The 19,024-nt window shown below is 72.7% G+C and carries 12 protein-coding genes, 1 tRNA gene, 1 pseudogene and 1 riboswitch; of the genes and pseudogenes, 6 read left to right on the top strand and 8 right to left on the bottom strand.

Annotation, left to right across the window (positions count from 1 at the left end; genetic code table 11):
* Positions 1–167 precede the first annotated feature (167 nt).
* From lhgO to AAFN69_RS03640, 3 genes are all read left to right on the top strand, one after another.
* Complete coding sequence (gene lhgO / locus AAFN69_RS03650; protein ID WP_347726733.1) at positions 168–1,466, top strand: L-2-hydroxyglutarate oxidase; 1,299 nt, start codon at positions 168–170, stop codon at positions 1,464–1,466.
* A gap of 490 nt (positions 1,467–1,956) precedes the next feature.
* The gene (trmB, locus tag AAFN69_RS03645; protein WP_347726796.1) at positions 1,957–2,703 is read left to right on the top strand and encodes a tRNA (guanosine(46)-N7)-methyltransferase TrmB; all 747 of its coding nucleotides are present in this window, start codon (positions 1,957–1,959) and stop codon (positions 2,701–2,703) included.
* Positions 2,704–2,988: 285 nt separating this feature from the next.
* On the top strand, positions 2,989–4,329 hold the full coding sequence (locus AAFN69_RS03640) for a PrsW family intramembrane metalloprotease (protein WP_347726795.1): 1,341 nt from the start codon (positions 2,989–2,991) through the stop codon (positions 4,327–4,329).
* A 250-nt stretch (positions 4,330–4,579) separates the two neighbouring features.
* Here AAFN69_RS03640 and AAFN69_RS03635 read toward each other — a convergent pair whose 3' ends face one another.
* The 7 genes from AAFN69_RS03635 to AAFN69_RS03605 form a co-directional block, all read right to left on the bottom strand.
* Positions 4,580–5,617, bottom strand: a complete 1,038-nt coding sequence (locus tag AAFN69_RS03635) for a M23 family metallopeptidase (protein ID WP_347726732.1) — start codon at positions 5,615–5,617, stop codon at positions 4,580–4,582.
* Between the two features lie 11 nt (positions 5,618–5,628).
* Positions 5,629–5,785: riboswitch (cyclic di-AMP (ydaO/yuaA leader) on the bottom strand.
* A gap of 287 nt (positions 5,786–6,072) precedes the next feature.
* Positions 6,073–7,152: a PP2C family protein-serine/threonine phosphatase gene (locus AAFN69_RS03630; protein ID WP_347726794.1), complete on the bottom strand. Its 1,080-nt coding sequence runs from the start codon at positions 7,150–7,152 to the stop codon at positions 6,073–6,075.
* 234 nt (positions 7,153–7,386) lie between these two features.
* Positions 7,387–7,460: transfer RNA gene (locus AAFN69_RS03625), tRNA-Met, on the bottom strand.
* 157 nt (positions 7,461–7,617) lie between these two features.
* Entirely contained in the window at positions 7,618–8,367 is a 750-nt protein-coding gene (locus AAFN69_RS03620; RefSeq protein WP_347726731.1) for a TipAS antibiotic-recognition domain-containing protein, read from the bottom strand.
* Positions 8,368–8,425: 58 nt separating this feature from the next.
* Positions 8,426–9,652, bottom strand: coding sequence for a DUF6596 domain-containing protein (locus tag AAFN69_RS03615; protein ID WP_347726730.1), 1,227 nt, complete (start codon positions 9,650–9,652; stop codon positions 8,426–8,428).
* Between the two features lie 28 nt (positions 9,653–9,680).
* The gene (locus AAFN69_RS03610; protein ID WP_347726729.1) at positions 9,681–10,097 is read right to left on the bottom strand and encodes a YciI family protein; all 417 of its coding nucleotides are present in this window, start codon (positions 10,095–10,097) and stop codon (positions 9,681–9,683) included.
* A 193-nt stretch (positions 10,098–10,290) separates the two neighbouring features.
* A complete protein-coding gene (locus AAFN69_RS03605; protein WP_347726728.1) occupies positions 10,291–10,572 on the bottom strand; it encodes a hypothetical protein in 282 nt (93 codons plus the stop codon).
* A gap of 393 nt (positions 10,573–10,965) precedes the next feature.
* On the opposite strand from AAFN69_RS03605, the pseudogene AAFN69_RS03600 reads away from it, so the two are divergent.
* A pseudogene (locus tag AAFN69_RS03600) lies at positions 10,966–11,659 on the top strand (HNH endonuclease).
* A gap of 43 nt (positions 11,660–11,702) precedes the next feature.
* On the opposite strand, the gene AAFN69_RS03595 reads toward AAFN69_RS03600, so the two are convergent.
* Positions 11,703–12,872, bottom strand: a complete 1,170-nt coding sequence (locus AAFN69_RS03595) for a methyltransferase domain-containing protein (protein WP_347726727.1) — start codon at positions 12,870–12,872, stop codon at positions 11,703–11,705.
* 548 nt (positions 12,873–13,420) lie between these two features.
* Here AAFN69_RS03595 and AAFN69_RS03590 point away from each other — a divergent pair.
* Positions 13,421–17,002 carry a S8 family serine peptidase gene (locus AAFN69_RS03590; RefSeq protein WP_347726726.1) on the top strand — a complete coding sequence of 1,194 codons (3,582 nt, stop codon included), beginning with the start codon at positions 13,421–13,423 and terminating at the stop codon, positions 17,000–17,002.
* Positions 17,003–17,585: 583 nt separating this feature from the next.
* A complete protein-coding gene (locus AAFN69_RS03585; protein WP_347726725.1) occupies positions 17,586–18,824 on the top strand; it encodes an MBL fold metallo-hydrolase in 1,239 nt (412 codons plus the stop codon).
* The last annotated feature ends 200 nt before the right edge of the window (positions 18,825–19,024 follow it).

Raw genomic sequence — 19,024 nt, 5'->3', positions numbered from 1 at the left:
GGCCGTGTTCGGCCGTCCCGCGTTTGGACACGGCGCTGGTGGGCACCACGCGGTGATGACGCGCTCCTCCCGGCTGCCGCGCGGTCCCGGCCTCCCCCGGGCCGGCGCGGCCGGCTCGGTGGCGTTGTCAGTGGCGGGGTGCACTATCGGGATTGGGAGGTGACGCCATGGCGGTGATCGGAATCGGCTTCGACTGTGACGTGCTGGTGATCGGCGGCGGAATCGTCGGCCTGTCGACGGCGTATGCCCTCACCCGTGCCGCTCCCGGGACCCGGGTGGTGGTGCTGGAGAAGGAGGCGGGGACGGCCCGCCATCAGACCGGGCGGAACAGCGGGGTGATCCACAGCGGGATCTACTACCGCCCGGGATCGCTGAAGGCCCGGTTCGCGGTGCGCGGCGCGGCCGAGATGACCGCGTTCTGCGCGGAGCACGGCCTGGATCACCAGGTCACCGGAAAGCTGATCGTCGCCACCCGCCGGGAGGAGCTGCCCCGGCTGCATGCCCTGGTCCAGCGCGGCCGGGAGAACGGCATCCCGGTGCGGGAGATGGGCCCGCCGCAGATCGCGGAGTACGAACCCGGAGTGCGGGGCCTCGCGGCGATCCGGGTGGACACCACCGGGATCTGCGACTACGGGGCGGTGGCGGGCCGGCTGGCGGCGGACGCGGAGGCGGGCGGGGCGGAGATCCGCTGCGGCGAGGAGGTCGCGGCGGTGGACCGGCGCGAGTGGGGCGTCGCCGTGCGCACCGTCTCCGGCACCGTGATCCGTGCCCGGACCCTGGTGAATTGCGCGGGGCTGTACTCGGACCGGGTGGCCGCGCTGACGGGCGACGACCCGGCGGTCCGGATCGTGCCCTTCCGGGGTGAGTACTACGAGCTGGCGGACCCCTCTCTGGTGCGGGGCCTGGTCTATCCGGTGCCGGATCCGGCCTTCCCCTTCCTGGGGGTCCATCTGACCCGGGGCATCGACGGCCAGGTCCATGTGGGGCCGAACGCCGTTCCCGCTCTGGCCCGCGAGGGCTACAGCTGGTCGGCGATACGTCCCCGGGAGCTCGCCACCACCCTGAGCTGGCCGGGTGCCTGGCGGATGGCCCGCGAGCACTGGCGGTACGGAGCGGGCGAGATGCGCCGCTCGCTGTCGAAGCGGGCCTTCACGGCGGAGGTGCGCAGACTCCTTCCCGAGGTGACCGAGGACTGGCTGCGGCCCGCCTCCTCCGGGGTGCGGGCGCAGGCGGTGCTGCGGGACGGCACGCTCGTGGACGACTTCCTGATCCAGGAGTCCCCCCGCGCGGTGCATGTGCTGAACGCCCCCTCGCCGGCGGCGACGGCGGCACTGCCCATCGGCAGGGAGGTGGCCGAGCGGGCGCTGGCACAGCTGCGCGCGGCCCCGTCCCGGCCGTCGTCCTCGGCGGCCACTCCCGGCCGGCCGGGCACCTGGCGGCGAAGACAGTACCCGCGAGCATCCTGAGCAGGGCTTTCGCCGGGACCTTCCGCCGGGGCCGTTCCCCGGGGCCGTCTGGCCGGGACCTTCCGCCGGAGGGTGAAGACGGATAGCGCCGGAGGGGCCGTCGCCGGGGAGGGCCGCCGGGGAGGGACACGCTGCGGCAGGTCTCATCGGCGGGTCTCATCAGAGGGCCGCTCCCGGCGGCACGGCCTCCGGCGGCCGGGGCCGGCCCGGGGCCGGGGGGTATCCCCGGGTGGATCCCCTTCGGCGGGGGCACTCCGGTGGCCCATGGGGCCATGGATTCCCGGCGGGGTCCGGGCGGCGGGCTCCCGCTCTCCGGGGCCGGGGCGCCGGCCGGCTCACCGCGGGGTCCCGGGCGGGACGGGAGCCGGACGGGCCGGGCGGCATGCGCCCGTAGAATCGGAGCACTGTGTCCAAGCTCCGAAACCACACCCCGAACGGTCCCGCCGCCGCTCCCCCGGTCGAATCCGCCGATGGGGCCGCCGCCGGACCCATCCGTGACCGCAGCGAGCCGCGCTTCCCGGGCGGGCCCGTCGCCGACCCCGCCGGATCGCATCACGAGCGGCGAATCCGCAGCTTCCAGCCCCGGCGCAGCCGGGTGACCACCGGGCAGGGGGACGCCCTCCAGCGGCTGTGGCCGGTGTGGGGCATCGAGATCGACGGGCGGCGGGTGCTCGATCCGGCCGCGATGTTCGAGGGGCTGCCCGTCGTCCTGGAGATCGGGTTCGGCATGGGCGAGGCCACCGCGCGGATGGCCGGCGACGACCCCGGCACCGGAATCCTCGCGGTCGATGTGCACACCCCGGGGCAGGGCAATCTGCTCGGTCTGGCGGAGCGGAACGGCCTCACCAATGTCCGGGTGGCCAATGGTGACGCGATCATCCTGCTCCGCGAGATGCTGCCGGAGCACTCGCTCGACGGGGTGCGGGTCTACTTCCCCGACCCCTGGCACAAGAAGCGGCACCACAAGCGCCGGCTGATACAGCCCGAGTTCCTCGACCTGGTCGCACGGCGGATGAAGCCCGGCGCGATCCTGCACTGCGCCACCGACTGGGAGCCCTACGCCGAGCAGATGCTGGAGGTGCTCACGGCGCATCCGGCGTTCGAGAACACCACCGCGGACGGCGGCTTTGCGCCGCGCCCTGCTTTCCGGCCACGTACCCGCTTCGAGGGGCAGGGCCTGGACAAGGGTCACATCGTGCGTGATCTGCTCTTTCAGCGGGTAGTCGACGGCGAGTAGGGGTCGGCGGCACGCCTGGCTCCGGAAACACCATCGCCAGTTGTCAGTGCGCGTCGTTAGGGTCGTCGGGTGTCAGAGCCGTCCCCGCACCATCAGCACCCTCAGCCCGCAGCTCCGGGGCCGCCGCCGCGACCGGTGTCCGCCCGGGAGCCGGTCCGTCCACCGCCGGAGCCCGCCGCTCCGGATCTCGCCGCCACCCCGGACCCCAGAACCCCGGGCCTCAGGACCCAGGAACCCCCGCCCCGGGAACCCGGAGCCCACGGACCCGGAATCCCGGACCCCGGAATCCCGGACCCCGGAACCCCGGGCCCCGGGGCGACGGGCCCCGCCGTACCCGCATGCGCGCAGCAGCCGCTCTTCGACGCGGTGCCCGATCGGGCGCGCTGGCGTTACAAGCCCCGGCGGGCCTCGCGGCTCTGGCACAGCAAGGTGATCCGGGCCGGAGTGCTGATCACCCTGCTCGCGCTCTGCGCGCTGGTGATCCTCGCCCTGGTGCGGGAGGAGACCGGCACCACGGGCTTCCTCGTCGGGCTCGGGCTCGCCGTACTGCCCGTGCCGCTGCTGGTCGCCGCCTTCCGCTGGCTGGACCTGGTCGATCCCGGCCCCTGGCGGAATCTGATCTTCTCGTTCTGCTGGGGTGCGTTCGCCGCCGCTCTCGTGGCGATCCTGGCGAACACCTTCGCCACCCAGTGGATAGCCACCAACACGGCCGACGCGTCGAACGCGCACAGTCTCGGCGCCACGGTCATCGCGCCCGTGGTGGAGGAGACCGCCAAGGCCGCCGCCGTACTGCTGATCTTCCTCTTCCGCCGGAGGGACTTCACCGGCATCGTGGACGGAGTGGTGATCGCGGGATTCACCGCGATCGGCTTCGCCTTCACCGAGAACATCCTCTATCTGGGCACGGCCTTCGACGAGGACCAGACACTCGGGTACTCGGGTCTCTCCTCGACGACGGCCGCGACCTTCTTCGTACGCATCGTCATGTCGCCGTTCGCCCACCCGGTCTTCACCGTGCTCACCGGCATCGGATTCGGGCTCGCCGCGCTCGCCGCCCGCCGGCGGCAGCGGATCCGCCGGATCGCGCTGCCGGTGCTGGGTCTGCTGCTCTCCATGGTGATGCACGCCCTGTGGAACGGCTCGGCGTCCTACCTCGGGCCGTGGGGCTTCCTGCTGGTGTACGCGTTCGTCATGATCCCCGCCTTCGTACTGCTGACCTGGCTCGCCATCTGGGCCCGGCAGCGCGAGCTGCACACCCTGGCCGTCACCCTGCCCGCCTATGCGGCGGCGGGCTGGCTCGCCCCGTCCGAGCCGCAGGCGCTGTCCTCGATGAGGGCGCGGAACACGGCCAAGGACTTCGCCCGGCGGATGCACGGCCCGGCGGCGGTCCATCCGGTCGCCGAGTACCAGCGGTTCGCCACCGCGCTGGCGTTTCTCCGTCACCGCGCGGCCAGGGAAGCGGCCGGTCCGGACTTCACGGCGCGGGAGCAGGAGCTGCTGCACCACATGTGGCAGCGGAAGGCGGTGGCCTCCCCGGCACTGACCTACGCGGCGCGCGTCACCGGCCGGGTGCGGGTGCCGCCGCCGCACCGGGATTACGAGATACCCAACCCCTACCGCGTCTGAGGGCGGCGGGCCCGGCAGGGCGGGAGCGGGGGAAGTGCCGGCGGTGCGGGCGCGAAAAGACCGGCAGCCCTGACGGCGGGGGGTGCTCGCCAGGACTGCCGGGGTGAAAGGGCCCGCACCGCCGTGACCACGGCGAGCGCGGGGCTGCCGCGGACACCCGCCGGCCGATCGCGATTCCGGCACCGGGCGGTGCCGTGAGGACCGGCCGGCCGGCCGGTCCCGCGGGGACGGGCGGTGGTGCGCGGGACGGTCAGGGGTTGAGGCCGTTGCTCCGCATCCAGGACAGCGGGTCGACGGCCGAGCCGCCACCGGTCTTGACCTCCAGGTGGAGGTGCGAGCCGGACGAATTGCCGGTCGAGCCGACGCGTCCGATGGTCTCGCCCGCGCCGACCTTCTGGCCCGCGCTCACCGACATCGAGGAGAGGTGTGCGTACATCACCTCGGTGCCGTTCGACAGCTTGAGCACGATGTTGTAGCCGTACGAGCTGTGCCAGCCGGCCGACTTGATGGTGCCGCTGGTGACGGCCTTCGCCGGGGTACCGGTCGGAGCCGCCATGTCCAGGCCGGTGTGGTAGCCGGAGGACCACATCGGGCCGCTCTGGCCGAAGGTGGCGGTGATCGTGTACGAGGAGGTGGGGAGGACGAAGCCCTTCGCGAGCTTGGCCTTCTCCTTCTCCTTGGCCTTGGCCTCCGCCTCGGCCTTCTTCTTGGCCTTCGCCTCGGCTTCGGCCTTCTTCTTGGCCTTCGCTTCCGCCTCCGCCTTGGCCTCGGCCTTCTTCGCGGCGGCGGCGGCCTTCGCGGCTGCGGCGTTCTCGGCGGCGGCCCTGGCGACCGCCTCCGCCTCGGCCTGCTGCTGCTCGGCCTGCTGGAGGATCCGGGAGCGGAGCGCCTCACCCGTGCCGGGCTGGGTGGCCGCGCCGATCTCCTCGGTGGCACCCATGGCGGTGAGAGCGGAGGTCTCGTCGGCCGAGCCGCCGTCGTCCATGAGGGAACCGACGTCGGGAAGGGAGTCGGCGATCGAGTCGGGGAGCGATATCGACACGGCGGGCTTGCTCTGCGCGGTGGCGATGCCGCCCGCGCCGACCGCCGCGATCACGCCGACGCCGAGCACCGTGGAGCTGCGGGCGAATCCGCCGCGCTGCTTGAGCACGCGGTGCCGGTGACGGCCGCGCACCGGACGGACGGTCTCCGCCGTGGGGTTCCACTCGCCGACGGACCGTTCGGCCCCGTCTTGGCTGAAGACACCGGATTTGAACGGCGCTTCCGGGGCAGGGGTGTTGGACGCCACTGAGGCGTGCTCCTTTCCTTCCTTCTCGCCTACCGGGTTAGCTGACGGGTTCGGAGCAGGAAGGTCTCCTACCGGCCTCACACACCGCGAACTGCGCGGCAAATGAAGCCCGATTCACCCCAATTGGTGGGTCCCCGGTTCCCTTGCGGGATTCGGCGCGTGCGCGCGGCGCCGCCCTGACGACGACTGTGACGACCGCGCTGCGTTATCGAACGTTAATAGAGACTCCAGTCGTATTCCAAGTTTTTCCGAGTGATCTTTAATCTCTTTGCCATGGACTTAACGGGACACAAGCGTCCGGAGTCGGGCGACTTGAACGGCCGCCCGTAAACCCATCAGATCTGACGGCATATCAATTGTTATCAGAGGGGTGCACTCCGGCTACGCAACGTATTCGCGGTGGTTCCGGCCGGCGCGGCGTCGCGGCGGGCCGGGGCTTCACGGCCGACCGGTCGTCACGGCGGGCCGGGGGGCGGCTCCGCATCCGCCCGCCCCTCGCCGGGACGGGCCACCGCGAGCAGTGCCATGTCGTCGGTGGTCCCGCCGCCCGAATGCCTGCGGACATCGTCGACCAGGGCGTCCAGCAACTCGCCCGGCCCCGGGAAGACACGGCCGGCGAGCCATTCGCCGGGCTCGTAGAACACCCCCCGGGCATCCCGCGCCTCGGAGAGCCCATCGGTGTAGATGAGCAGGGTGGCCCCGGGCGGCAGCGGATACTCCTGCGCCCGGTCGGGCCGGTTCCCCAGCTCCCCCATGGAGAGCGGGAGCGCGTACTCGGCCGGTTCCAGAGAGCCGAGTACGCCGTCCTCGTACAGCATCAGCGGTGCCGGATGGCCCCGGTTGACCATCCGGACGATCCCGGCACCGCGCGGGATCTCGGCGAGCACGGCGGTGGTGAACGCCTCGAAGGCGTCCAGGGTGTCCCGGCGGCGCGCCTCCCGGTTGAGCGCGCGTTCCAGCCGCTCGGTGACCCCCTCCAGCGATCTCTCCTGTTCGGCCGCCTCCCGGAAGGCGCCGATCGCGATGGCCACCGCCTCGACCGCGCCGAGTCCCTTGCCGCGCACATCCCCGACGACCAGCCGTACGCCATGGGGTGTGTCCTGTACGGCGAAGAGGTCCCCGCCGATGAAGGCGTCGGCGACGGCGGCCTCGTACCGTGCGGCGATCCGCAGGCCCCCGATCCGCTCGGCGGGGGTGGGCAGTACGGCGCGCTGGGCGGCCTCGGCGATGACCCGGGCGGAGGCGAGCCGTTCGCTGCTGCGCCGGATGACCCGGTTGATCAGCAGCGCGAGACCCGAGACGGTGATCACGGTCACCAGCTCGGTATAGGTCGTCGGCTCGGCGACCGAGTCCTTGAGCCCGTGCAGGCCGACCACGCCCAGGGTCGAGGCGATACCGGTGAAGAGGGTGGTGCGCCAGGAGAAGAAGGGGGCGGCGATCAGCGGGGCCGCCGTGAACATGGGCGCCGCGGTGAACATCGGCGGGGTCAGGGCGTCGAAACAGACAGCGCCGATGATCATCAGCGCGGGCAGCATACGGACGAATCGGCGGGCGCCGACTCCCCCCGGCTGCTCCTCGCTCCCCAAGGCTGCTCTCCTGACCGGTCCGCCCACGGCTGCGGACACGGTTCCCGCGCCCCCTCCAGGCTGGCGGGAACGGGGCGGAGTGGCGAGCCACCGCCGTCCAACCGGGCGAACGGAGGCGAACGGGCAGCGCAAAATGACCACGGCCCGGTACTCAGGTGATGAGTACCGGGCCGTGATCTTCAGTAGCGGGGACAGGATTTGAACCTGCGACCTCTGGGTTATGAGCCCAGCGAGCTACCGAGCTGCTCCACCCCGCGCCGTTGAACACAACCTTACGCCATCCGAAGCAAGATCCACGCCACTTTCCGCGGGGGCCGCGGAATCGCCGGAAATCCGGCCGCGCGGGGAACGGGCGAGCGGTGGGCGAGGGCGGACGCGGGCCCGTCACCGAGGGCGGCCCGCGTCCGCCGCGGCTCACTCGTCCGAGAGCTGCGTCTCCCCGTACACCCGCATCGCATCGCGGATGAACACCGCCGTCCCCTCGCCGTGCCGGTCGTAGACCTCGGTGAACCGCTCGTCGGCCACGTACATCTCGCCGATGCCGATGAACCGGCACCGGCCCGGCGCCTCCACCGCGGAGAGCCAGACGTACTGCCGCCGGGCGAGTTCCTGGGCCGGCGCGCCGTCCGGCGCCCCGCCCTCCCGCAGCAGCCGGGCGAAGTCCCGGGCGATGGCGGTCTGCTCCTCCAGATACTCCCGCCGCTCCCGCTCGCCGAGCGCACGCCACCACTGGTCACCGCGCCGATACGCGTCCCGCCCCCAGCGCTCGGTCACCTCCTGTTCGTACGGTGTGTGGTCGAAGCCGTCGAACACTTCCTCGGCCATGAGTTCTTCCCCTCGCTCGGTCTTCCGGAGAGTGGTCCGCACCGAGGCGATCTGCCGGCCCACTCTTTCGCGCTCCTGTTCGAGCAGCTTCAGATGGACGCGGAGCGCGGCAGCGGTGTCCCGCTGGCCGGCCAGCACCTCGGCGATGGCGGGCAGTCCGAGCCCGAGCTCGCGCAGCAGCAGAATCCGCTGGAGCCGTATCAGCTCACGGGGGCCGTAGTAGCGATAGCCGTTGGCCCCCACCCGGCTGGGCCGCAGCAGACCCAGCTCGCCGTAGTGACGCAGGGTGCGGCTCGTCGTACCGGCCCGGCGCGCGATTTCCTGGATCGACCACTCCATGTCCCGAACGGTAGATCTTGACGCTGCGTCAAGGTCAAGGACGGGCGCGCACCGGCCGTCAGGGCAGCAGACGGGCCGCCTTCCGGCGCAGATAGCGGGCCTCGGGGATGCTGAGCGTGCGCTCGGCCGCCAGCTGGTACGCGGATCGCGCGCCCGCCCGGTCGCCGGCCCGCTCCAGCAGATGGGCCCGGACCGCGTCCAGCCGGTGGTGCCCGGCCAGCCGCTCCGCGAGCCGGTCGGTCTCGGCGAGCGCCGCCTCGGGCCCGTGCACCATCGCCACGGCCACCGCCCGGCTCAGCTCCGCCATCGGGTCGTCCGGAGCCATCCGTACGAGCAGGTCGTAGAGGGCGAGGATCTGCGGCCAGTCGGTGGCGGCGGCGGTCGCGGCCTCGTCGTGGAGGGCCGCGACGGCGGCCTGGAGCTGGTACGGCCCGGCCGGCCCCTGGGACAGGGCCTCCTCCACCAGCGCGGAACCCTCGCGGATGGCCGCCCGGTCCCAGCGGGTGCGGTCCTGTTCGTCGAGCGGGATCAGCTCGCCGGCGGAGTCGGTGCGGGCGGCGCTGCGCGCGTCGGTGAGCAGCATCAGCGCGAGCAGCCCGGTGACCGCGCCCTCCCCGGGCAGCAGCCGGCGGACCCGCCGGGTGAGCCGGATCGCCTCACCGGCGAGGTCGGCCCGGTGCAGGGCCCGGCCCGAGGTCGCCGTGTGCCCCTCGTTGAAGATCAGGTACAGCACCTGGAGCACGGCCCGGAGCCGCTGGTCGCGGTCCTCGGGGCCGGGCCGGCGGAATGACTCGCCGCCGATCCTCCGCTTGGCCCGGCTGATCCGCTGCGCCATCGTCGCCTCCGGCACGAGATGGGCGCGGGCGATCTCGGCGGTGGTCAGACCGCCGACGGCGCGCAGGGTGAGCGCGACCCGGGCGGCCGGTCCGAGGGCGGGGTGGCAGCAGAGGAAGAGAAGGGTGAGGGTGTCGTCGTCGCTGGGGGCGCGGCTCTCCCCGGGCGCGGGGGCGGTGAAGGCGTCGCGCGGGGTGCGGGCGGCGGCGGTCTCCTCGCGGCGGCGGCGGGCCTCCTCGGCACGGAGTAGATCGGTGAGCCGCCGCGCGGCGACCTTGATCAGCCAGCCGCGCGGATTGTCGGGCACGCCCTGGGCGGGCCACTGTCCGGCGGCGGCGAGCAGGGCCTCCTGGACGGCGTCCTCGGCGAGGTCGAAGTGGCCGTACCGGCGCACCAGGGCACCGAGGACCTGCGGCGCGTGGAGGCGCAGCAGGTCCTCGGTGGTGTTCACGGTGCTCATCGGGTGCCCGCCGCGGGGGTCAGACCTCGCCTCCGTCGGGGTTTCCCACGGGCCGGATGACGACGGCGTACTCGGGGGCCCCGGCGGGCTGCGGGCACTTCGCGACCCGGGCCGCGATCTCGGTGACCCGCTCCAGGCTCTCGCACTCCAGGAGCCAGTACCCGGCCAGGAGTTCCTTGGTCTCGCCGTAGGGCCCGTCGGTGATCACGGGCCGGCCGTCCGGGCCCAGCCCGACGGTACGGGCCCGGTCGGGTGCGGTGAGTCCCTGGGCGTCGACCAGCTCACCGGATTCGGCGAGATCGTTGTCGATGGCACCCATGTATTCGAACATCGACCGCAGCTCGTCCTCGCTCCAGGCGGGGCTGTGCTCGGACGCCTTGCCGCCCATGGCGTCGTAGTCGACCTGGGCGCCCTGGACCATCACCAGATACTTCATGGCTTCGCTCCTCCGGTTCTCCGTCGTCCCTCATGGGCGACTCTCACAGGAGACGTCGGAGCCGATGACGGATTCTCGACGGGTTCGCGGAGAAATTCTGCCGGAGTTTCCGCCGGGCGGGCCACCGGAGGCCGCCGGAGCGCCGGCGGCGGGGTCGGGGTCGGGGTCGGTTTTACGGGGCCGGGGCGGCCGGCTACTGGAGGGCGCCGACGAGCTGGGTGGCGGGGTCGGTCAGCGGGGTGATCGCGTAGGGAACGGCCATGACCTGCTGGATCTGGCCGAGCTCATTGAGCCGGTTGAGGGAGGTGGCCTCGTCCGCGGTCTGCTGGAGGTCCCCGGCGGTGGCGGTGGGGCCGGTGCCGGCGCCGGCACCCGCTCCCTGGCCGTGGCCGGTGGCGCTCGCCCCGGTGACGCTCATGGCGGAGGCGCCGGCCGCGAGGGCGAGGGCGGCGAGGATGCGCTGTGTCTTGGTCATGCCGGATCAACGGCGCGGGGCGAGGTCAGGTCACGCGCAATCGCCGAGCGGTTCCGGGCGGGGATCCGGGGTGCTCCGGGGCGGGGATCCGGGCGGGGTGAGGTGAGGGACCGGGGGTGATCGAGGGACCGGGGTGGTGCGCGGGGCGGCGGGTGCGGGCGGGAGGGCCGGGGCGGTTCCCGGCCGGGGGTCCGGGACCGGTACCCGGGCGCCGGGGGCGGGAAACCGGCGGCCCGGCGTCCGGGATTACGCCGAGCGGCGGCGGCGAACCGCCGCGAACCGCCGCGAACCCGGGCCGCCGAATCGTTCCTCCGGTGAACTCTCGCGCCCATCCGGCGCAGTCGTTCGATTCGCTGACCCCCGTGGGGGTGACGGCCGCGTATCCCCATGCTCGTGATCAAGAACCTCATGCGCGCCACCGGCGCCGCCGTTGCCCTCACCCTGCTGTCGACCGTTTTCACCACCCCCGCCCAGGCCGCCCCCGGCCGGCCTGCCCCTGTCGGGGCCGACCCGGCCAGGGCCGCCCGGCTCGCGCCGCCCGCCGCCGCCCGGGCGGAGACACTGTCGATCGGCGCGGCGGTCAGCCGGCTGCCGCTGGCGACCGAGGACCGGACCGGATACCAGCGCGAGTCCTTCCGGCACTGGAACACCGGTCTGGACCCGGCGGACGGCTGCAACACCCGGGCCGAGGTGCTGATCGCGGAGGCGGCCGAGGCGCCCGCGGTGGGCGCGCGGTGCGCGCTGACCGGCGGTTCGTGGTGGTCGTACTACGACGAGCAGGCTCGCCGAGGCATGGGACTCCGGCGCCTCCGGCTGGACGGCGGCCCGCCGTGAGGCGTACGCCAACGACCAGGGCCAGGCGGCCTCGCTGGTCGCGGTCACCGCCCGCTCCAACCGGCAGAAGTCCGACCAGGACCCGGCCGAATGGCTGCCGCCGGCCGCGAACGCGCTCTGCCGCTACGCCTCCGAATGGACCGCCACCAAGCTCCGCTGGGGACTCGCCATCGACGAGAACGAGCAGGACCGGCTCTATCTGATCGCGGCGGGCTGCGGCGGCACCACCGTGACGTACGAACCCGCGCCGTAGGCGGGAGCACCGGCCGGCGGGGCGCCCCGCGCGAGGCGCTCCGTCACCGCGGGACCTCCGCCACGACCACGTACAGCGTCACGGCGGCGAGAAAGTCGCCGTTCTCCAGATGGTCCAGCCAGGAACGGGCGGCACCCTCGGTCAGATATCCGGCCGCGACCGCCCGTTCCGTGCCGCGGTGGAGGCCGAGGATCTCATCGGCCGCCCGCACATCGCGGAAGAGCGAGGTGACGGGGACGACGTCGGGCACCAGGAATCCGGCGTCGGCGGCGAGCCGGGCGAGTTGCCGGCCCACGACCCCGTTGCGGACGATCCGGTCAGTGATGTGGCGGGTGTAGGCGCGGGAGATCTCCAGATCCGGGTGGTCGATGGCGAGTGAGTCCCAGTCGGGCTCGCCCATGACGAGCCGTCCGCCGGGCCGCAGTACGCGCCGTGCCTCGGCGAGGACCGTGCCGGGGTCCTCGACGTGCTGGAGGACGCGGTCCGTGCGCGCCCGGTCGGCGGTGGCGTCGCCGAGGGGGAGCATCCCGGCGTCGCCGTGCAGCACCTCGACGGTGCCGAGGCCGGCCGTGCGCTCCCGGGCCCGGGTCACCATCTCCTCGTCGGCGTCGATCCCGAGCACCGTGCCGGGGGCGATGGTCTCCCGCGCACCCGCCTCCGTACCGGAAACCGGACCCGGGGCCGTCCGCGTACCGGAAACGGGACCGGAAACGAGACCGGGACCCGAACCGGGACCGGGGCCCGAACCGGAACCGGGGCCCGTCACCGCCACGCCCTCCGCGAGGGCGGCGAGGTCGGTCCCCGGGCCGCAGCCGAGGTCGAGCACGCTCAGGCCCGATGCGAGGCCGAGGAGTTCGAGCATCACGCTCTTGTAGTGACGGCCCGTCCCGCTGCCGGCCACCCGGTCGAGATAGGCGACCGGATCGGGGGCCGCGGTCTCGAAGACCCGCTCGGTGACCCGTGCCATCGCGTGTGCCTCGCGTTCGAGCACCGCGCGCCCCTCCTCCGTCAGCCGGACCGGCCGCCGGCGGCCCGGGCCCTCCAGCGGTTCCACGAATCCCTTGGCCTCCAGCCGGGAGAGCGCTCCGTAGAGACTGCCGGCACCGAGCGATCTGCCCGACAGCCGCTCGATGGCGGTGTTGATGGCGTATCCGTGCAGCGGGCCGTCGGCGAGGGTGCAGAGGACGAGTATCTGGGCGTCGTTGGTGCGCATACCGACACACTGCTACGCATCGCGTAGTACGTGCCACGTAGCAACAGGCCAATCCCGGCGCCGATTACGCGCCACCCGGCCACCGCATCGGCCGCACCGCCGACCTCGTACGTCACACCCGACACGGGCACCCCACTGATGGCCGAAACACTCCCACCGGGGCCGCGCTCTCCAGCGGCACTCCTGATCCACCCGAAGGGCCAGCAAAGCTCCGTATCAGGTGATTTTGCTCGAACCAGCAGGCCGGGCAGGCATTCTGAGGCTCCGCCACCCTTTGGGGGAGGCCGGAAGATCACACCCCGCCCGATATGCGCGGCGCGGCGGAATCACGCCCTCCTCCTCACCTCATGCCCGGTATGCGGGGCATTCCGGTCAGAAGACGATCGTGTCCCCCTTGCCCTCTTGCTCCCCGGGCGTCCACTGGCTCACGATGGCGGACGGTTCTTGACCCGTCCATGGCGATAACTGGGTGAGCCGCCTCGAACCACGCACGTTTCCTGCACTTCCCTCGGCGGGCCCGGCCCGCCGCCGGCGCAGAAGGAGACACCGTGGCACCACACACCGGATGGACCAGCCGGATCAGACCGGCGCGCACGGCATTGGCGGCCCTGGTCGCACTCGTGCTCTTACCCCTCGGCGGGGGCACCGCGCTCGCCGCCCCCGCCCCCGACCGCGGCGACGGCGAAGCCGCCCGTTCCGTGGCCGAGCAGAAGATCGAACCCGCCCTCCGGGCGGAGCTGAACAAGGGCAAAACCGCCTTCTGGGTCTATCTCGACAGCGCCGCCGATCTGAGCGGGGCGGAGCGGGCGCGGACCAGGACGGCGAAGGCGAAGGCCGTCCACGACGCCCAGCGCGACCACGCGAAGCGGACCCAGGACGGTCTGCTGACGGCACTGGACAACGCGCGCGCCGAGTACACCTCGTACTGGATCGTCAACGCGGTACGCGTGGTGGGCGGCGCCAAACTCGCCGACAGCCTCGCGGAGCGGCCCGAGGTCGCGCACATCGACGCCGACGACAAGGTCTCCATCCCCGAGCCCGCCAAGGGCGAGCGCGAGACCACCGTCAACGCCGTCGAGTGGAACATCGACCGGATCAAGGCCCCCCAGGTGTGGGACCAGCTCGGCAACCGCGGCGAGGGCGTCGTCGTGGCGAACATCGACAGCGGGGTCGACTTCCAGCACCCGGCGGTCGACGGACAGTACCGCGGACTGGCCCCGGACGGCACGGTCAGCCATGACTACAACTGGTTCGACCCCGCCAATGTCTGCCCCGCCAAGGCCCCCTGCGACAACAATGACCACGGCACCCACACCATGGGCACCATGGTCGGCGACGACGGCGGGGCGAACAGGATCGGGGTCGCGCCCGGCGCCCGGTGGATCGCCGCGAAGGGCTGCGAGAGCAGCTCCTGCTCGCAGGCGTCGCTGCTCGCCTCCGGCCAGTGGATCGTGGCCCCCACCGACATCAACGGCCAGAACCCGCGGCCCGATCTCGCCCCCGACATCGTGAACAACTCCTGGGGCAGCGCGGCCCACAACCCCTGGTACAAGGCGATCGTCAACAGCTGGCGGGCCGCCGGGATCTTCCCGGCCTTCTCCAACGGCAACGGCGGACCGTCCTGCAACACCAGCGGCTCCCCCGGCGACTATGTGGCCTCCTACAGCTCCGGGGCCTTCGACATCAACAACGCCATCGCCTCCTTCTCCTCCCGGGGCAGCGGCGACGAGGGCGGCATCAAGCCCAATATCGCGGCCCCCGGCGCCAATGTGCGCTCCTCCATCCGCAACGGCGGATACGGGTCCTTCTCCGGCACCTCCATGGCCTCGCCGCACACCGCGGCCACGGTCGCGCTGATCTGGTCCGCCTCCGCGTCCCTCCGGGGTGACATCGCCCAGACCGAGGCCCTGCTCGACCAGACCGCGACCGATGTGGACAGCACCGCCTGCGGCGGCACGCCCGCCGACAACAATGTCTTCGGCGAGGGCAGGCTCGACGCGCTGGCCGCCGTACTGGCCGCGCCGCGCGGACCCGTCGGCGCGCTGGGCGGCACCGTCACCTCCGGCGGTGCGCCGGTGGCCGGGGCCAGGGTCGTCGCCGACGGCCCCATCGACCGGACCACCGTCACCGCGGCCGACGGCGGATACCGTTTCCCCGCCCTCTCCACCGGTGACTACGTCCTGACCGTGTCCAAGTTCGGTTACGGCAACGGCACCGGCACCGCCGCGGTGACCGAAGGCGGCACCGCCACCCAGGACTTCGCCCTCACCCAGGCCCCCTCGGCCAAGGTCAACGGCACGGTCACCTTCGCCGCCGGATCGGCCGGGCCCGCGGCCGGGGCGACGGTCACCGTCACCGGAACCCCGCTGACCGCGACCGCGGACGCCGAGGGCCGGTTCGAGCTGAGCGTGCCGCACGGCGAGTACGACATCCGCGCCACCCACCCGTCCCGCTGTGTCACGGCGGGCACCAGCCGGCTCGCGGTCACCGCCGACACCACGGTCGCCGTCTCCCTCCCGGAGCGCACCGACACCTTCGGCAACGCCTGCGCCACGAGCACCGGCGGCTACCCCTCCGTGGACCAGAAGATCGCCCTGACCGGCGACGACGCCACCGAGCGGGTGGAAATCCCCTTCCCCGTACCGCTGTACGGGAAGACCTACACCGCCGCCCATCTGAGCACCAACGGCACGGTGAGCTTCGGTGGAACGGGCGCCGGCGATGTCAACGGCACCATCCCCAGCACCGTCACCCCCAACGCCACGCTCTATCCCTTCTGGGACGATCTGCTGATCGACACGCGCGGCGGGGTGCACACCGGAGTGGTGGGCACCGCCCCGAACCGGTCGTACGTGGTGGAGTGGCGGAATGTCGTGCACTGGGCGGCCCAGGGCGAGACCTTCTCGTTCGCCGTGAAGATCGGCGAGAACGGCCGCGTCTCCTACCACTACAAGGGGACGACCGGGACCGGTCTGAAGGCCGGTTCGAGCGCCACCATCGGGGTGGAGAACGCGACCGGTACGGACGCCTTCTCCTACTCCTACAACACCGCGGTCCTCAGCGAGGACCTCACGGTCTCCTTCCGCACCACCAAGAGCGGTGTGGTGCGCGGACGGGTGCTCGACGCCAATGACGGCAACGGCGTCGGGGGTGCCACGGTCACCGTGGGCACCGGGGCGGCGGCGGTGACCGCCACCACCGGAGCGGACGGCGGCTACGCCCTCCAGGCGCCGTCGGGCGTTCACCCGATCGCGGTGACGTCCACCGCGTATCAGCGGGGCGACAGCCTCATCCGGCTCGCGGCGGACACCGTGATGACGTTCGACCAGTCGCTGCGGACCGGCAAGGTGGCGAGCTCCCGGAGCTCGCTGGACGTGGTCGCCCCCGGTGACCAGCGGCGCACCCGTGCGCTGGAGCTCTCCAACACCGGTACCGCGACTCCGTACACCGTGACCGAGGACGCGCCGTGGCTGTCCGTCTCCCCGGCCGCCGGGGAGCTGGCGACCGGGCAGAAGCAGTCCCTGACCCTCTCGGTGGACACGGCGGGGCTGACCCCGGGCACGGTGCTCACCACCGATGTCCGGGTGGCCTCGCAGAGCGGACGGGCGCCGGTGGTGACCATCCCGGTCAAGATCATCATCCCGAGGTACCAGACCGCCGTGGACAGCGGCGCGACCGCGTCCGCGGTGGACACCCTCGGCGACACCTGGACACCGGACCGCCGCTGGACCGCCGGCTCCCACGGCTACCAGGGCAACGGCGCCACCAAGTCGACCAGCCGGGCGATTGCCGGCACGGATGACCCGGCGCTCTTCCGGACCGCCCGCGAGGGGCTGTACGAGTACCGCTTCGACCAGGTTCCCAACGGTGTCTACACGGTGGAGCTGGGCTTCGCCGAGGTGTCGTCGGCCCGGCCCAACCGCCGCGTCTTCGATGTCCTCGCCGAGGGGACCGAGGTACTGCCCTCGCTGGACATCGCCCTGGAGGCGGGGTCGTACGCGGCGGTGCAGCGCACCTACACGGTCACGGTGACGGACGGGACGCTGAACGTCCGCTTCGTCGCGCACAACGGGTACGGCAAGCCGATCGTCAACACGCTGCGGGTGACGGAGCGCCCGGACAAGAGCTGACCGGCGCGCTGATGTGAGAAGACCGGGTCCGTGCCCTGCTCCTGGGGTACGGGCCCGGTTCCGTTAGCCCCCGGGTCGAGCCGCTGTCGAGCGGACGTCGAACCGGACTCCGGCGGCACCCCCGATGGTCTCCTCCGGGGAGGAGCCGCCCGCGGGGGCGGGCCGTGGTGACACGTGGGACCGGTCACGGGGCGGTCCCGCGCCCGGCCGGAAATCGCCCGCTGTGTCCGGCCCCGTGCCCCGGACCAGGGACGTCCGCCGCGCCCCAGTCACGCGCAAGCGGCCTCACCGACCATGCACCGGGAAGCGGCGGCACCGGTCGCCGCGGACGGACACGCGGTGCGGTGCGCGGTGGCCGTGGCGGGGGCGTGGCGGGGACGAACGGCCGGGGGCGGGTGGGCCGCTCATGTCCGGCTTCCGCTCCGGCGCGGTTTCCGTCTCCGGCCGGTGTCCCGCGCGGATTCCGCTTCCGGGGCCCGACACCGATTCCGGCGCGGATTCCGTCTCCGGCCGGGGCGGCGCCGACGAGCCGCGCGGACCGCACAACCGTTCCACCGCACGTACATCAGGAGAGGACCACCGCATGACCACCGACGCCACCGACGCCACCGACGCCACCGACCCGACCGGCACCACCGAAGCCACTGGCCCCTCGGCGCCCGCCGCAGCCGCCGCGCACACCGCCGGAGGCGCGGGGAGTGCCGCCGACCGGAGGGCATTCCTCCGGCGTACCGGCGCCGCCGGTGTCCTGACCGCCGGCGCACTGGCGGGCGGCACCGCCCTCACCGGCCCGGCCGCCGCCGCTCCTCTCCCGGCCGCCGGCCCCGCTCCCGCCGCGGTCCCGGCGCACTCACCGGCCCGCCCGGCGACCGCGCTGCCCGACTACGCGCCCGTGCCGGCGTCCTCACACGGACCGGCGGTGAATTCCCAGGGCTACTACGTCGGAAAGATCAAGGGCAACCTGTACTGGGTCACCGACTCGAATTACCAGGCGATGTTCCTCTCCACCACCGAGGGCGTGGTGCTGATCGACGCCCCGCCCGCCATCGGCCACAATCTGCCGCGCGCCATCGCCGAGGTCACCCGGGCCAACGGCCGTCCGGGCAAGGTCACCCATCTCGTCCACACCCACTCCCACTACGACCACATAGGCGCCTCCTCGATCTTCGGGAAGAACGTCACCCGGATCGCGCACACCGAGACCAAGCGGCTGCTGCGGGCCCTCAAGGATCCCGACCGGCCGCTGCCCGACGTGACGTTCGACGACCGCTACACCCTGAAGGTGGGCGGCGAGCGGCTGGAGCTGGCGCACCACGGGGCCAATCACACCCCCGACAACATCTTCGTCCACGCGCCCGCGTACCGGACGCTGATGGTGGTGGACGTGGTCTTCCCGGGCTGGGTGCCCTTCCGGGGTGTCTCCTTCTCCCAGGATCTCCCCGGCTCGATCGCGGCCCATGACACGGCCCTGCGCTACTCGTGGGACACCCTGGTCAGCGGCCATGTCGGACGTCTGGGCACCCGGGCGGACGTCCGGCTCCAGCAGCGGTACATCGCCGATCTGGAGGCGTCCGGACGGTATGTCCTGGAGACCTTCGACCCCACGCCGTTCCTTCAGCGGTACGCCGGGACCGGGAACAACTGGGCCATCTTCAAGCACTATCTGGAGGCGGTGGCGAAGGAGGCGGCGGATCCGGTGATCACCAAGTATCTGGGGAAGCTCGGCGGTGTCGACGTCTTCACCCCGGACAACGCCTATGCGGTGGTCACCTCGCTCCGGCTGGACCACGGCGTGCTCGGGCCGTTCGGCATCCGCCCGTAGCCGCTCGCAGCCGCCCGGGTGTACGGGACCGGGTGTACGGGACCGGCCCGGTCCCGTACGCCCCGAGCGCACTCGGGGGCGGGCGCGAGGGGGTCCGTCCGGGCCGGGAGGGCGGCCCGTCACCCGGACGGCCGGAGGCATTCACTCCGCCGCCGACTCCGGCGCGCGCCGGGCCCGTACAGCGCGAAAGCTGACGGCGA

The organism is Streptomyces sp. CAU 1734, from assembly GCF_039888735.1.
GTDB lineage: Bacteria > Actinomycetota > Actinomycetes > Streptomycetales > Streptomycetaceae > Streptomyces.
This window is presented reverse-complemented; position numbering and strand designations above follow the sequence as displayed.